General features: G+C 58.8%; 13 protein-coding genes and 1 pseudogene. 11 read left to right on the top strand and 3 right to left on the bottom strand.

What is annotated here, in order from left to right:
• Positions 1 to 5 precede the first annotated feature (5 nt).
• Positions 6 to 866, bottom strand: a complete 861-nt coding sequence (locus ACVBEG_RS06650; protein WP_322180232.1) for a PHP domain-containing protein — start codon at positions 864 to 866, stop codon at positions 6 to 8.
• Between the two features lie 66 nt (positions 867 to 932).
• On the opposite strand from ACVBEG_RS06650, the gene ACVBEG_RS06645 reads away from it, so the two are divergent.
• The 10 genes and pseudogenes from ACVBEG_RS06645 (at position 933) to ACVBEG_RS06600 (ending at position 9,256) form a co-directional block, all read left to right on the top strand.
• The gene (locus ACVBEG_RS06645; protein ID WP_322180234.1) at positions 933 to 1,529 is read left to right on the top strand and encodes a septation protein A; all 597 of its coding nucleotides are present in this window, start codon (positions 933 to 935) and stop codon (positions 1,527 to 1,529) included.
• 2 nt (positions 1,530 to 1,531) lie between these two features.
• On the top strand, positions 1,532 to 1,831 hold the full coding sequence (locus ACVBEG_RS06640) for a YciI family protein (RefSeq protein WP_219064536.1): 300 nt from the start codon (positions 1,532 to 1,534) through the stop codon (positions 1,829 to 1,831).
• 124 nt (positions 1,832 to 1,955) lie between these two features.
• A complete protein-coding gene (locus ACVBEG_RS06635; RefSeq protein ID WP_322180236.1) occupies positions 1,956 to 2,369 on the top strand; it encodes a translation initiation factor 2 in 414 nt (137 codons plus the stop codon).
• Between the two features lie 7 nt (positions 2,370 to 2,376).
• Positions 2,377 to 3,054, top strand: a complete 678-nt coding sequence (locus ACVBEG_RS06630) for a response regulator transcription factor (protein ID WP_322180238.1) — start codon at positions 2,377 to 2,379, stop codon at positions 3,052 to 3,054.
• A gap of 132 nt (positions 3,055 to 3,186) precedes the next feature.
• Positions 3,187 to 3,606, top strand: a complete 420-nt coding sequence (locus ACVBEG_RS06625; RefSeq protein WP_219064539.1) for an LTXXQ domain protein — start codon at positions 3,187 to 3,189, stop codon at positions 3,604 to 3,606.
• A 69-nt stretch (positions 3,607 to 3,675) separates the two neighbouring features.
• Complete coding sequence (locus ACVBEG_RS06620) at positions 3,676 to 5,013, top strand: sensor histidine kinase (protein WP_322180241.1); 1,338 nt, start codon at positions 3,676 to 3,678, stop codon at positions 5,011 to 5,013.
• A 364-nt stretch (positions 5,014 to 5,377) separates the two neighbouring features.
• Positions 5,378 to 5,608 (top strand): annotated as a pseudogene (locus ACVBEG_RS06615) (DUF3304 domain-containing protein); the annotation flags it as partial.
• Entirely contained in the window at positions 5,593 to 6,147 is a 555-nt protein-coding gene (locus tag ACVBEG_RS06610; RefSeq protein WP_323566331.1) for a DUF3304 domain-containing protein, read from the top strand. The pseudogene ACVBEG_RS06615 and the gene ACVBEG_RS06610, both read left to right, overlap by 16 nt.
• The gene (locus tag ACVBEG_RS06605) at positions 6,132 to 6,689 is read left to right on the top strand and encodes a DUF3304 domain-containing protein (RefSeq protein WP_447107504.1); all 558 of its coding nucleotides are present in this window, start codon (positions 6,132 to 6,134) and stop codon (positions 6,687 to 6,689) included. The genes ACVBEG_RS06610 and ACVBEG_RS06605 overlap by 16 nt, the downstream gene beginning before the upstream one ends.
• A complete protein-coding gene (locus ACVBEG_RS06600; RefSeq protein ID WP_447107503.1) occupies positions 6,674 to 9,256 on the top strand; it encodes a T6SS phospholipase effector Tle1-like catalytic domain-containing protein in 2,583 nt (860 codons plus the stop codon). The genes ACVBEG_RS06605 and ACVBEG_RS06600 overlap by 16 nt, the downstream gene beginning before the upstream one ends.
• 64 nt (positions 9,257 to 9,320) lie before the next feature.
• Here ACVBEG_RS06600 and ACVBEG_RS06595 read toward each other — a convergent pair whose 3' ends face one another.
• Entirely contained in the window at positions 9,321 to 9,881 is a 561-nt protein-coding gene (locus ACVBEG_RS06595) for a nitroreductase family protein (RefSeq protein ID WP_447107502.1), read from the bottom strand.
• A gap of 178 nt (positions 9,882 to 10,059) precedes the next feature.
• On the opposite strand from ACVBEG_RS06595, the gene ACVBEG_RS06590 reads away from it, so the two are divergent.
• Positions 10,060 to 11,514 (top strand): TrkH family potassium uptake protein, encoded by a 1,455-nt coding sequence (locus tag ACVBEG_RS06590; protein WP_330201095.1) that lies wholly within the window; start codon positions 10,060 to 10,062, stop codon positions 11,512 to 11,514.
• 2 nt (positions 11,515 to 11,516) lie between these two features.
• Here the strand turns inward: ACVBEG_RS06590 and ACVBEG_RS06585 are convergent, their stop codons facing one another.
• Positions 11,517 to 12,518 (bottom strand): AraC family transcriptional regulator, encoded by a 1,002-nt coding sequence (locus tag ACVBEG_RS06585; protein WP_322180256.1) that lies wholly within the window; start codon positions 12,516 to 12,518, stop codon positions 11,517 to 11,519.
• Positions 12,519 to 12,636 lie beyond the last annotated feature (118 nt).

Raw genomic sequence — 12,636 nt, 5'->3', positions numbered from 1 at the left:
CCTGTTCAGACGGCAGTAGGCTGGTCATGTTTGAATCGACACCAAAGTGGCGGAAGATCCTCCGGTAACGGGCGATAAACGCCAATTTCGGACCAAGCGCCAGGAGCATGAAAATCACTGCCGGCAGTTACCAGCAGACCGAACTCACGAGCCAGAATGGCCAGACTACCCACCTGCTCCGCAGGTTGCAGACCATTAACCACCTCGATAGCGTGGCCGCCAGCCTCAATGTAGGCGGCGATCAGCTTACGACGTTTACTGCGGGTGAAATCATAATGCCAAGGGTGCGCCAGACTGACCCAGGCCCCGGACTCGCGTAAGGTCGCGACGGTTTCTTCCAGGGTTGGCCAATGCTGTTTGACGTCGCCCAGCTTGCCAGCGCCCAACCATTTGCGAAATGCCTCAGCGCGATCTTTGACAAAACCGGCACTCACCATGAAGTCAGCGAAGTGTGGTCGAGCCGGAGCATTACCGCTGTCACCCAGCGCTTGCTGGATCGCACGAGCACCTTCCAGGGCCCCTGGCATACCTTTGATCGCTAATTTTCGGCTTATTTCTTCGGCACGCAACCAGCGTCCATGGTGTAAACGGTCAATGGCATCGACCAATGCAGGGGCTTTCATATCAAAACCGTAGCCCAGAATGTGGACAGTTGCCCCACCCCAGGTACAAGATAATTCCACCCCGTTGACCAGCTGCATATCCAACGCAAGCGCCGCAGCACGGGCCTCTTCGAGGCCTTCAAGGGTATCGTGATCAGTAAGGGCCAGGACCCGCACTCCGTTTTCATAAGCACGCGCAACCAGGACCGCGGGCGCGAGGGCGCCATCGGAAGCGGTGCTGTGGCAGTGCAGGTCAACATTCATAGGAGGCGCTTTCGCTGTCATTGATGTTTGTTATTATGCCGCCACATCCTGCTTCTGGCTGCCATTGTGAAACAATTCATCGACTTCATCCCGCTGCTCCTGTTTTTCATCGTCTACAAGATCGAACCCCGCGCCGTCGACATTCTGGACCACAGCTTCATGGTAGGCGGAATTTTCAGCGCTACCGCGATGCTGATCATCAGCTCGCTCGTGGTCTACGGTATTTTGTTCATCACCCAGCGCAAACTGGAAAAAAGCCAATGGCTGACCCTGATCGCCTGCCTGGTGTTCGGCAGCCTGACCTTGGCTTTCCATAGCGAAGCCGTTCTTAAATGGAAGGCGCCAGTGGTCAACTGGCTGTTCGCCCTGGCATTCGCAGGCAGTCACTTCATCGGTGACCGCCCATTGATCCAGCGCATCATGGGCCATGCATTGACTCTGCCCCAGCCGATCTGGACCCGACTGAACATCGCCTGGGTCTTCTTCTTCCTGTTCTGCGGTGCGGCCAATCTGTATGTGGCCTTCACCTATCAGGAGTTCTGGGTAGATTTCAAAGTCTTCGGCAGCCTGGGCATGACCTTGCTGTTTCTGGTTGGCCAAGGGATATTCCTGGCCCGCCACATGCACGACGCGGACCCTTCCACTCCTAAAACCAAGGACTGACCATGCTTTACGCCATCATTGCTACAGACGTCGCCAATTCGCTCGAAAAACGCCTGGCTGCGCGGCCTGATCACCTGGCGCGGCTCGTCGCGCTCAAGGATGAAGGTCGAATGGTGTTGGCAGGTCCGAACCCGGCCATCGACAGCAACGACCCCGGCGCTGCGGGTTTCACCGGCAGCCTGATCGTCGCCGAGTTTGAATCCCTGAGCGCCGCACAGGCCTGGGCCGACGCCGATCCGTTCGTTGCAGCCGGTGTATACGCCAACGTACTGGTCAAGCCGTTCAGACAAACCCTGCCGTAACAGGCTTGCGCAGGCGCCGCGCGCAATCATCGCGGCGCTTGCCGGTTACCCTTTTCGCCTGTTCACTATTCTCGATAACCTGCCGACAACCTGCTGAACACTCAACAAAAATATAGGAGTTCAGATGCGTTCAGGTCCGTTGTGTCTGCTGTTGACCGTGCTAACCCTTGGGGTTACGGCCCAGGCTGACGAGTTATCCGGTGCCAACAACAGTGCCAAGCTTCTATTGCCGAGCGCCAGCAGCCAGGTTACCGAGTTGCAACAGCGTCTAAAAGAAAGCGAGCACCAGCGCGAAGAGTTGAGTAAGCAAATACAGAGTGTCGACACCGAACGCGAAAGCCCGCAACTCAGTCGCTTGCGCGTGGAGAACCAACGCCTCAAGTTGCAACTCAAAGAAGCACAGTCCGTCTTGCCTCCACGCATATTTACGGATGAGCAACAATGGTTCGTCGCCGGGGGTGGAGTTGCGATGATTGCCCTACTCTGCGGTATCTTTGCCAGTGGCTGGCGTAGACAGCGTCGCCAGTGGCTGAATTGAGTGAATCATGAGCGAACTGTTATTAATTGATGATGATCAGGAGCTCTGCGAGCTTCTGAGCAGTTGGCTGAGTCAGGAAGGCTTTCAGGTGCAGGCTTGCCACGACGGCCATACCGCCAGACGCGCATTGGCTCAATCGCAACCCGCAGCCGTCGTGCTGGATGTGATGTTGCCCGATGGCAGCGGCCTGGAACTGCTCAAGCAACTGCGTAACGATCACCCCGACTTGCCCGTGCTGATGCTGTCGGCCCGGGGTGAACCGCTGGACCGAATCCTCGGCCTGGAACTGGGCGCCGACGATTACCTGGCCAAACCCTGCGATCCTCGGGAGTTGACGGCACGCCTGCGCGCTGTTTTGCGCCGTAGCCATCCACCGGCAGTGTCCAGCCAGCTCGAACTCGGCGACTTATGCTTCAGCCCCGTGCGCGGCGTAGTGATTATCGATGAGCATGAGTTCACGCTGACCGTCTCCGAAAGCCGTCTGCTCGAGGCCCTCCTGCGCCAACCCGGCGAACCGCTGGACAAGCAAGAGCTGGCGCAACTGGCACTGGGTCGCAAATTGACGCTTTATGATCGAAGCCTGGACATGCACATCAGCAACCTGCGCAAAAAGATCGGGCCTCATGCCGACGGCCGTCCACGGATCGTTGCGCTGCGCAGTCGCGGTTATTACTACAGCGTCTAGGGCCTGCTTCTGTCAGTTTCAGGCCAGAAGCTCTTTACTCAAGCTTTACCGAGTGTTGACCGCCGCTGACCTTGATCTCCCTACACTGGCCTCAACCGGCAACGAGCCGGATTAGAGACAAGGAGATACACCATGCGCAAGACTTTAATCGCCCTGCTGTTCGCCGCTTCATTGCCTGCTATCGCGATGGCCGCGCCGCCAGAAGGCGGCATGGGTCATGGCGGCCCTGGCATGCATGGTCACAGCCCGTACAGCGAGCTGAACCTGACCCCGGACCAGCGCCAACAGATCGGCCGAATCATGTTTGAGCAAAAACGTAGCCGTGATGAAATCACCCAGCGTTATCTGCAAATGCTGCCGCCAGCACAGCAGAAAAGCATGCAGGATGAGATAGACGCCAAGCATACAAAGGCCCAAAGCGACGTCCGCGCACTGCTGAAACCTGATCAGCAAAAACAATTCGACGTGATACAGCAAAAAGAAGCTCAACGTCGTGCCGAGCATGCCGAGTTCCAGACCTGGAAAGCCCAGAAAGCTCAGCAAGCCCAATAACGGCGAACCGACTCCTTACCCGCCCGATACGCTCACGCGTGTCGGGCTTTTATCGTTTGAGGTATTCACGTGCGTTCATTGTTCTGGCGAATCCTGGCCAGTTTCTGGTTAGCCATCGCCTTGGTTGCAGGCCTGTCTATTTTGCTCGGGCATATGCTCAATCAAGATGCATGGATCCTCAGTCGCCATCCGGGCCTCGCCAACCTGGCGCAGAACTGGACCGAACTCTACGAAAACCAGGGTGAAGACGCCGCACAGGACTACCTGCAACAGAGTAAACGGCGCTATCACATTGACGTTCAGGTCCTCAACGAAAGCGGTGAGCCCCTGGTACGCGGGACGTTTCCACCCCGTGCGGCGGCATTTGAAGCGCGCCAACACAACGATCCCCGCCAATTACCGTGGCGTCGCCTGACCACCGAATACACCAGCCCGAAAACGGCTGAAACGTATTTGCTGATCTACCGGATTCCGCACCCGGAACTTGACGCCTGGCACCGCGAAAGCCTGCTTTGGCCTCTCAGCGCCCTGGGCATTGCTTTGGTGGTGCTGACGTTGTTCAGCCTGCTGGTGACGCTGTCCATCACCCGCCCACTCAGCCGTCTGCGCAGTGCCGTGGATGACTTGGGGCAAACCACCTATCAACAGAACAGCCTGGCGCAGTTGGCCAATCGCCGTGACGAGTTCGGCGTGCTGGCCACCGACTTCAACCGCATGGGCGCGCGCCTGCAGAGCCTGATCAGCAGCCAGCGTCAGTTACTGCGCGATGTGTCCCACGAACTGCGCTCACCGCTCGCACGGCTGCGCATCGCATTGGCGCTGGCCGAACGTGCCGAACCGGCTGAGCGCGAGAAGCTCTGGCCGCGTCTGGCCCGCGAATGTGATCGGCTGGAAGCATTGATCAGCGAGATTCTCGTGCTGGCACGCCTGGACGCGGATTTTGGCACCGCCGAGCCCGTCGATCTGGACGCGATGCTGCACCACTTACAAAGCGATACCCGGCTCAACGCCCCCGAACAGGAGGTGCGGGTTTGGGTACAAGACGGTGTTGAGTTGCAAGGCTGGCCCGACATGCTCGAACGGGCGCTGGATAATCTGTTGCGCAATGCCCTGCGCTTCAACCCGGCAGGCCAAGCCATTGACTTGAAAGCCCAGTGCGAGGGAGGGCGATTGCTGATCAGCGTACGTGACCATGGCCCCGGAGTGGCATCGGAACACCTGTCTCAGCTAGGTGAACCGTTCTTCCGCGCACCCGGCCAAACTGCGCCGGGCCACGGCCTGGGGCTGGCTATCGCCAAGCGTGCAGCCGAACGGCACGGTGGCTACCTGACCCTGACCAATCATCCCCAAGGCGGGTTCGTTGCCACTTTGGACCTACCGTTGGAGCCCGTTATCCCTGGTGCCTGAGCGCATGCCTTCGAGTAAGTTCGCAGGTCTTGGGCTGAATACCGATTCACTGTAGGTGCTGCCGAAGGCTGCGACAAGCCAGGGTCGATATCGGATGCCAGGGCACATTGTATTGTTTCCATTTCATTCACACTAAGGCCCCGCTCCCCCCAAAACCGCCGTTCTCACGAACGGCGGTTTTTTTATGAGTCAACATTTCAGACCTTTCCCGCAACACAACACGGATTTGGCCTACAGACGCTAAAAAACCTTTCGCCGAACATACCTTGGACAACTCTCCTTACAAAAGGCAGGACGTCGGAATGCCAGCGTTAGCTCATCAGCCAAGCTTTAGCCTGACCACCGCCAGGCTTGGACGGAATCCTTTTCATCTAATGCTTGGCGAGAGCGGATGAAAGAGCACCGCACTAAATACACCCGCCATCGAGCTGTTGTGAAGGTGGCGCCGTATGAAGAACTCGGCGTCATCGATGTTCATTTCTTACCCTGCAACAAAGTTGCCGTTTCGGCTGTCGCCGTTACTCCCGGTCAAGCCGGTTATCCCTTCAACTACCCCTCCAAAATGGAAGAGCCTGCCGTATGTCCCGCACCTTAAAAGCTGGCGCCCCACGCCGAAGGCCAGCGCTTTGGGCGGCTGCGCTCGCCTGCCTTGCGCTGCAAGCCTGCAGCCAATCACTGCCCGACCGACTGGGTGCGCCTATCGAGGGGTACAGCCACACCTCGGCGGCGATCAACTACTTCATGGTCAACGGCAATGGCGGGCCGAACATCGGCCCTTACGGCGGGGGCGGCAAGCAGAACTGCTGCGTGAGCCTGCCCCGCAAGTGGCACCCCGGCCTGACCGTGGTGGTCGAGTGGGAGAAGGATCCGACGCCGCACGCCTACGGCAAATGGCCTGAACCCATGTTTTCTGATGCATGGCACGCCCGAATGAAGAAAGAGAAGCTCAACAACACCCGCCATCGCGCCATCGTGGAGGTGGCACCGTATGAAGAACTCGGCGTCATCGATGTTCATTTCCTGCCCTGCAACCAGGTTGCCGTTTCAGCTGTTGCGGTGACTCCCGGCCAAGCCGGTTATCCCTTCAACTACCCGTCCAGAATGGAAGAGCCTGCCGTATGTCCCGCACCCTAAAACCTGGCGCCTCACGCCGAAGGCCAGCGCTTTGGGTGGCGGCGGCGCTCGCCTGCCTTGCGCTGCAAGCCTGCAGCAAATCTCTGCCCGAGCGCCTCGGTATTCCCATCGAGGGGTACAGCCATACCTCGGCGGCGATCAATTACTTCATCGTCAACGGCGGCGGCGGGCCGAACATCGGGCCTTACGGCGGGGGTGGCAGCCAGAACTGCTGCGTGAGCCTGCCGCGCAAGTGGCATCCCGGCCTGACCGTGGTGGTGGAGTGGGAGAAGGATCCGACGCCGCACGCCTACGGCAAATGGCCTGAACCCATGTTTTCTGATGCATGGCACGTCCGAATGAAGAAAGAGAAGCTCAACAACACCCGCCATCGCGCCGTCGTGGAGGTGGCGCCGTATGAGCAACTCGGGCTGGTCAATGTGCATTTTCTGCCTTGCGATCAAGTCAAGGTCGCCGCCAGTCCCAGCTACCACGGTCGCCCCAATCATCCCTACAACTATCCCCTCAAAATGGAAGTCCCTGCCGTATGTCCATTACCTTGAATTCAGGTTCTCAACGCCCGGCCCCGGCGCCTTTAACGCCGACCCAGCCGTTCCCTAAAGAGGGGCTGCTGCCGCGCACGTCCGAGGATGTGGCGCTTAACTACCGCACACAATTTCGGCCCAAACTGCTGGCAGCCTATGCGGCTGAACGCGCCGCCGAGGCGGCGGGTGAAACCTATACCGGCCCGCCGTGCATCAATGTGCTGAACATTACCCTGTGTTTCGACGGCACCAACAACCACGAACCCTCGGACAAACTCGGTCAGCCCCCGAGCACCAGCAACGTGGCACGGCTTTACCACGCCAGCGTCGGTGCCAACCAGGGCACAGAGCAGAGCCGGGCGAACGACATGGGCTTCTATCGTTATTACATGCAAGGGGTCGGCACCGAGTTCAAGGAAATCGGTGAGTTCGAACCACGAGATCTAGGGCTGATCGGCGCGGTCGGCGGCGAGAACCGGATCAATTGGGGCATCACGCGCCTGCTGGATGCGGTGGGTCGGGCTTGCGGAGAAGACCCGCTGACCGTAGATGCAGCCTACGAGCTGGTACAAAAAATGGGCACCTCGTTCACTGAAGAGATGCTCGGCGCGACGTTGCTCAAGAGCGGTGACAGCCGTCGGCGAGAGGCCCTGCAAGTGCCATTGCTGGCATTGCAAAAAAAGGTCGACTACGTGCATGCGCGCAAGACCCAACCCAGAATCATCGGCCTGCGCCTGTACGTATACGGCTTTTCCCGGGGCGCCGCCGAAGCCCGGGCCTTTGCCACCTGGCTGGAGAGCCTGACCCAGGTCGAGGTCGAGGGTGAAACCTGTTACCTGTTTGCCGGCCTACCGATCTGCATTGCCTTCCTGGGCCTGTTCGACACCGTGGCCTCCACCGGCATGGCCTATGCGATGCCGTTCGCCGAGGGCCATATGGGGTGGGCCGATGACACCATGCGCCTGTCGGACTCGGAGACGTTTCTGGAGCGCTGCGTGCATCTGGTCGCCGCCCATGAGCAACGCACCTGTTTCCCGGTGGACTCGATCCGGCGCAAGAACACCCCCGATGACCCGAGTGGCCCTTCGACCTACCGCGCCAATACGGTCGAATACCTGTACCCCGGCATGCACTCCGATGTCGGTGGTGGATATCCGCCGGGCGATCAGGGCAAGTCGCTGGGCGGTCCTCAGGACGTGATGTCGCAACTTCCGTTGCAGCATATGTACGCTGAAGCCTACGCAGTCGGCGCTCCGTTGCAGGCGCCATCGATTGCACTCAGCGACGAGCAAAAAGCGAAATGGCCTTGGCTGGAAATGGACGCTAAAACATTCAAAGCCTTCGCCATCTCCGAAACCCTCACCCTCCGCTTCAACACCTGGCTCGCCCACCACAAAACCGGCCCGCTGGAAGGCGCCTTGGCCGGTGAGCAGGCGCTGCTGACGGGGTGGCGGATCAATCGTTATGGCAGCTATCACTTCAGGACAACCTCCGCCTACCAGCATGTCAACGGCAAGGACATGACCCAGGAGGAATGGGATGCCCTTAAAGCGCTGCATGAGCGACAGCTGGCCGAGAACAAGGCCAACCATGAGGGCCAACCGCTCAAGGAGTTGTCAGGCAGCACGCTGGCAACGCATCAGGAATATCGGGCGCTCAAACAGGGTTATGAACAACGCGTCGGCGCGGCACAACCCATCGACTTTAATACCCATAAAGCCTTTGAACCCACGCTCGATCAGCGCCAGATGGACAGGGCCATGACCGAGTTCGGTCGCGACTATGACCCGAGCAACTGGTCGCTGGCGTTGGCCGGTGACGCCATCAGTTGGGCGACCATTCCCCATCTGCTGTTCGGGGGGTTGATATACCTGACCAACGAGCAGGATGAAGCCCAGGAATACCGTGACCTGCGCACCTCTGGTAACCAGGCTTACCTGGCGCTCTATGACTTAAAAACCGCCGAGCCCCTGACCGACACCGCTCGCACGCTCACCGACTTTTTCGACGAACAGGTCCACGATTCACGCGCCTGGTTCATGAACTCAACGGCCTTGGGCGAGCGCGAAGTGTTCAGTGATTACTTCCGCTACCGCTGCATCTTTTTCGACACCGAATCCAACAAGTCCCTGTCGCCGGTGGCGAGGGCCGGGCAAGTGATTGGGGTGGGTATTGCGGTGGCCAGTGTCGGTTTAAGCATCAAGCGCCACGACCCGCGTTATCTGGTGGGTCTGCTGATTCCATCGCTGGGCATCCCCGTGTTTCGCGGCAAGGTGGGCTTTCCGCAAGTCAGCGCGTTTGATTCTGTCACGGGCATCGCCCTGCCGATGCTGGACAATCTCGACAACATTCGGGCGTTCAGCAAAGACCCTGGCGATATGCTGAAAATGGTGAAAGCCTTGCCCACACCGCCGCCCCTCAGCGCAGAAACCGCGACCACGCCTGAGTTGCAAAAACTGCTCAAGGCCACGGAAACGGCGAAGGCTTTGGCGAAGGTTAAGGACCTGCTCGACACGTTGCCTGACGAGTCGAAGATGGGGTTGCTGGATCAAGTGAAAGGGGCGTTGGGCAGTGCAGGCGGCTGAGCCGCCTCTGGCTTCGATCTACTGCAAAAGCAACTGTCTTCACCCTGCCGAGTTTTAGGCCGGCTCAGCCCTGCCACTCACTGACAAAGTCAGCCGTGTCCAGCTTCGGTGCGGTGCGGGGGGGATGTTGTGGGGTGCCCAGGTAAAGGAACGCAACAACCTCCTCGTCCGCCTCCAACCCCAAACCCTTGGCGACCTGGGCCGAATACGACAACTCCCCTGTACGCCACACGGCACCGACGCCCAGCGCAAATGCCGCAAGCAATACCGCGTGGGCGGCGCAACCAGCGGTGATCCGTTGTTCTTGCTTGGGCACTTTGAGGTGATCCTGCAGTTTGGCAATCACCACCACCACCAACGGCGCACGCATAGGCCCCTGACGCACCTTGTCCAATGCTTGCGGTGTCGCCTCGGCATCGCTCTGTTGCAACGCTTGCACCAGCAACTCGCCCATCTGCTCGCGCGCTTTACCTTCGACCATCAGGAAGCGGAATGGCCGCAGCTGACCGTGATCAGGTGCACGCAGGGCAGCGCTGAACAATATCTCCCGTTGTGCCGCGTCCGGTGCCGGGTCGATCAACCGGGGTACCGATACACGATTGAGCAAAGCGTCGAGCGCCTCCATTGAGCTGTCTCCTTTTAAAAATGATGGGCCATTCTAGGATGTGTTCACCCTCAATAACGAGCGCGCCGACCCTTTAATTACAATCAGCACTTACAACTGGTAACAAAAGCGTATCGACTTATAAAGCCTCGACCGCAGGTAGAATGGCGCCTTTCCACTCCCAAGTCAGAACCACTGCATGGCGTTGCCGACCCTTCGTATTATCGGTTTCATTATCGGCATTTTCCTGATCACCCTGGCTATCGCCATGGCTGTCCCCATGCTGACACTGGTGATTTTCGACCACACCAGCGATATCCGCTCCTTTCTCTGGGCGAGTCTGATTACGTTCGTTGTAGGCCTGGCATTGGTCATCCCTGGGCGTCCCGAGCACATTCATCTGCGCCCACGGGACATGTACCTGCTGACGGTGTCCAGCTGGGTTGTCGTCTGCATTTTCGCGGCGCTGCCGTTTTTGCTGTCCCAGCACATGAGCTATACCGATTCGTTTTTCGAAAGCATGTCCGGGATTACCGCCACCGGGTCCACCGTAATGAGCGGGCTGGACAGCATGTCGCCAGGGATTCTGATCTGGCGCTCGCTACTGCACTGGCTCGGCGGTATCGGTTTTATCGGCATGGCGGTGGCGATCCTGCCACTGTTGCGCATCGGGGGCATGCGCCTGTTCCAGACGGAATCCTCCGACCGCTCGGAGAAGGTCATGCCGCGCTCTCATATGGTGGCCAAGTACATTCTGCTGACCTATGTCGGCATCACTAGCCTGGGCAGCCTGGCCTTCTGGGCGGCAGGCATGAGCCTGTTCGATGCGATCAACCATGCCATGTCAGCGATCTCCACCGGCGGCTTCTCCACCTCCGATCAATCACTGGCGAAATGGCAACAACCCGCCGTGCATTGGGTCGCGATTGTAGTGATGATCCTCGGCAGCTTGCCCTTTGCCCTGTACGTGGCGACCTTGCGCGGCAATCGACGGGCATTGTTCAAGGACGAACAAGTGCGCGGGCTGCTCGGTTTTCTGCTGGTGACCTGGCTGGTGCTCGGCACCTGGTATTGGGCAACCACCAGCATGCATTGGCTGGATGCCCTGCGTCATGTGGCGTTGAACGTGACATCGGTCATGACCACCACTGGGTTCGCCCTGGGCGATTACAGCCTGTGGGGCAACTTCGCATTGATGCTGTTTTTCTATCTGGGTTTCGTGGGGGGTTGTTCAGGGTCGACGGCGGGCGGGATCAAGATTTTCCGTTTTCAGGTCGCTTATATCCTGCTCAGAGCCAACCTCAATCAATTGATCCACCCCCGTGCGGTGATCAAGCAGAAGTACAACGGCCACCGCCTGGACGAAGAAATTGTCCGCTCGATCCTGACCTTTTCGTTCTTCTTCGCAATCACCATTTGCGTGATTGCGCTGCTCCTGTCGCTGTTGGGCGTGGACTGGATGACCGCCCTGACCGGTGCGGCCAGTACGGTCTCCGGCGTTGGTCCGGGGCTGGGCGAAATCATTGGCCCGGCGGGTAACTTCGCCGGGCTGCCGGATGCGGCCAAATGGATTCTATCGCTGGGCATGCTGCTCGGCCGACTGGAAATCATCACCGTGCTGGTCCTCTGCGTTCCAGCGTTCTGGCGGCACTGAGATCACATCCGCGCGCGATATTCCCCCGGAGTCTCATCAAACCAACGACGGAAGGCGCGGAAGAAATTGCTGGGGTCGGCAAACCCCAACAGGTAGGCGATTTCCAGCAAGGTCATGTTCGGCTGCGTCAGGTATTGCTCGGCCAACTCACGGCGGGTGACGTCGAGCAAAACCTGAAAACTGGTGCCCTCTTCCTGCAAGCGACGCTGCAACGTGCGCTGGGACAGGTGCAGGGTTTGCGCGACCGTCTCACGCTTTGGCTCGCCCTGAGGCAATAACCGGCACAGCACCTGACGGGCCTGATGGGTGACGCGGCTTTCCGAGAAGCGCGCCAGGTATTCCCCGGCAAAACGATCATGCAACTGCGCCATGGCTTCATTGGCGGTCGGCAGCGGCGCTTCCATATCCGCGCGCTCGAACACCAGGGCGTCATAGGGCGCGTTGAACGTCATCGGCGCATGAAAGGCTTTTTTATAGGGCTCCAGGTCCTTGGGCTGATCGCCCTGAATCAACACCTCGCGCGGCTGCAACGTCCTGCCGGTCAACCAACCACAGAAGGTCAAGGCCGAGGCCAGTGATGCTTCGGCGCTTTGCCGGGTCGGTGGCAGATGATCGCCATGCACGGTCAGGATCAGTGCGTAACCTTCGGGCAGCAGACGAAAGCTCAAGTCGGCACTTTCAGCGATAATCCGCTGATAACGCACCAACCGCATAAAGCCCTCCTTGAGGGTCTGGCTGGACATCAACGCATAGCCGGCAACGTTGAAGGACGCCGGACGCACGACTTTGGCCATGTTCAAACCAATCGCCGGGTTGCCTGAAAGCTCCACTGCTCGCTGCCACAGCCGTGTCATGGAGTCCTGAGGGAAGCGCGCATCGGGATTGTCCAGATCGGCATAATCAAGCCCCAGTTCCTTAAAGAGCAAACGACAATCGAGACCATCCAGTTCCAATGACTTGACGATACCCATCGCCCAACTTGCAGAAGTCGTTCTTTCGCTCATGGCAGTTTCTTTCAAGATAAGCCACGTCCTGCGGCTACTGGCACAAGGATACTATTCTGGTGCTTAATGTCACTGGCCGGATGAATCAGCCACTTTACACTCAGCCCCTAAAACAAGA

Source organism: Pseudomonas sp. GG8 (genome assembly GCF_052976945.1).
Note: the sequence above shows the minus strand (reverse complement) of the source record. Positions and strands in the feature narration are given on the sequence as shown.

Excerpts from the sequence above, each read along its gene's own strand:
- ACVBEG_RS06650 (WP_322180232.1), bottom strand. The coding sequence starts at position 866 with ATGAATGTTGACCTGCACTGCCACAGCACCGCTTCCGATGGCGCCCTC.
- ACVBEG_RS06640 (WP_219064536.1), top strand. The coding sequence starts at position 1,532 with ATGCTTTACGCCATCATTGCTACAGACGTCGCCAATTCGCTCGAAAAA.
- ACVBEG_RS06635 (WP_322180236.1), top strand. The coding sequence starts at position 1,956 with ATGCGTTCAGGTCCGTTGTGTCTGCTGTTGACCGTGCTAACCCTTGGG.
- ACVBEG_RS06630 (WP_322180238.1), top strand. The coding sequence starts at position 2,377 with ATGAGCGAACTGTTATTAATTGATGATGATCAGGAGCTCTGCGAGCTT.
- ACVBEG_RS06625 (WP_219064539.1), top strand. The coding sequence starts at position 3,187 with ATGCGCAAGACTTTAATCGCCCTGCTGTTCGCCGCTTCATTGCCTGCT.
- ACVBEG_RS06610 (WP_323566331.1), top strand. The coding sequence starts at position 5,593 with ATGTCCCGCACCTTAAAAGCTGGCGCCCCACGCCGAAGGCCAGCGCTT.
- ACVBEG_RS06605 (WP_447107504.1), top strand. The coding sequence starts at position 6,132 with ATGTCCCGCACCCTAAAACCTGGCGCCTCACGCCGAAGGCCAGCGCTT.
- ACVBEG_RS06600 (WP_447107503.1), top strand. The coding sequence starts at position 6,674 with ATGTCCATTACCTTGAATTCAGGTTCTCAACGCCCGGCCCCGGCGCCT.
- ACVBEG_RS06595 (WP_447107502.1), bottom strand. The coding sequence starts at position 9,881 with ATGGAGGCGCTCGACGCTTTGCTCAATCGTGTATCGGTACCCCGGTTG.
- ACVBEG_RS06590 (WP_330201095.1), top strand. The coding sequence starts at position 10,060 with ATGGCGTTGCCGACCCTTCGTATTATCGGTTTCATTATCGGCATTTTC.
- ACVBEG_RS06585 (WP_322180256.1), bottom strand. The coding sequence starts at position 12,518 with ATGAGCGAAAGAACGACTTCTGCAAGTTGGGCGATGGGTATCGTCAAG.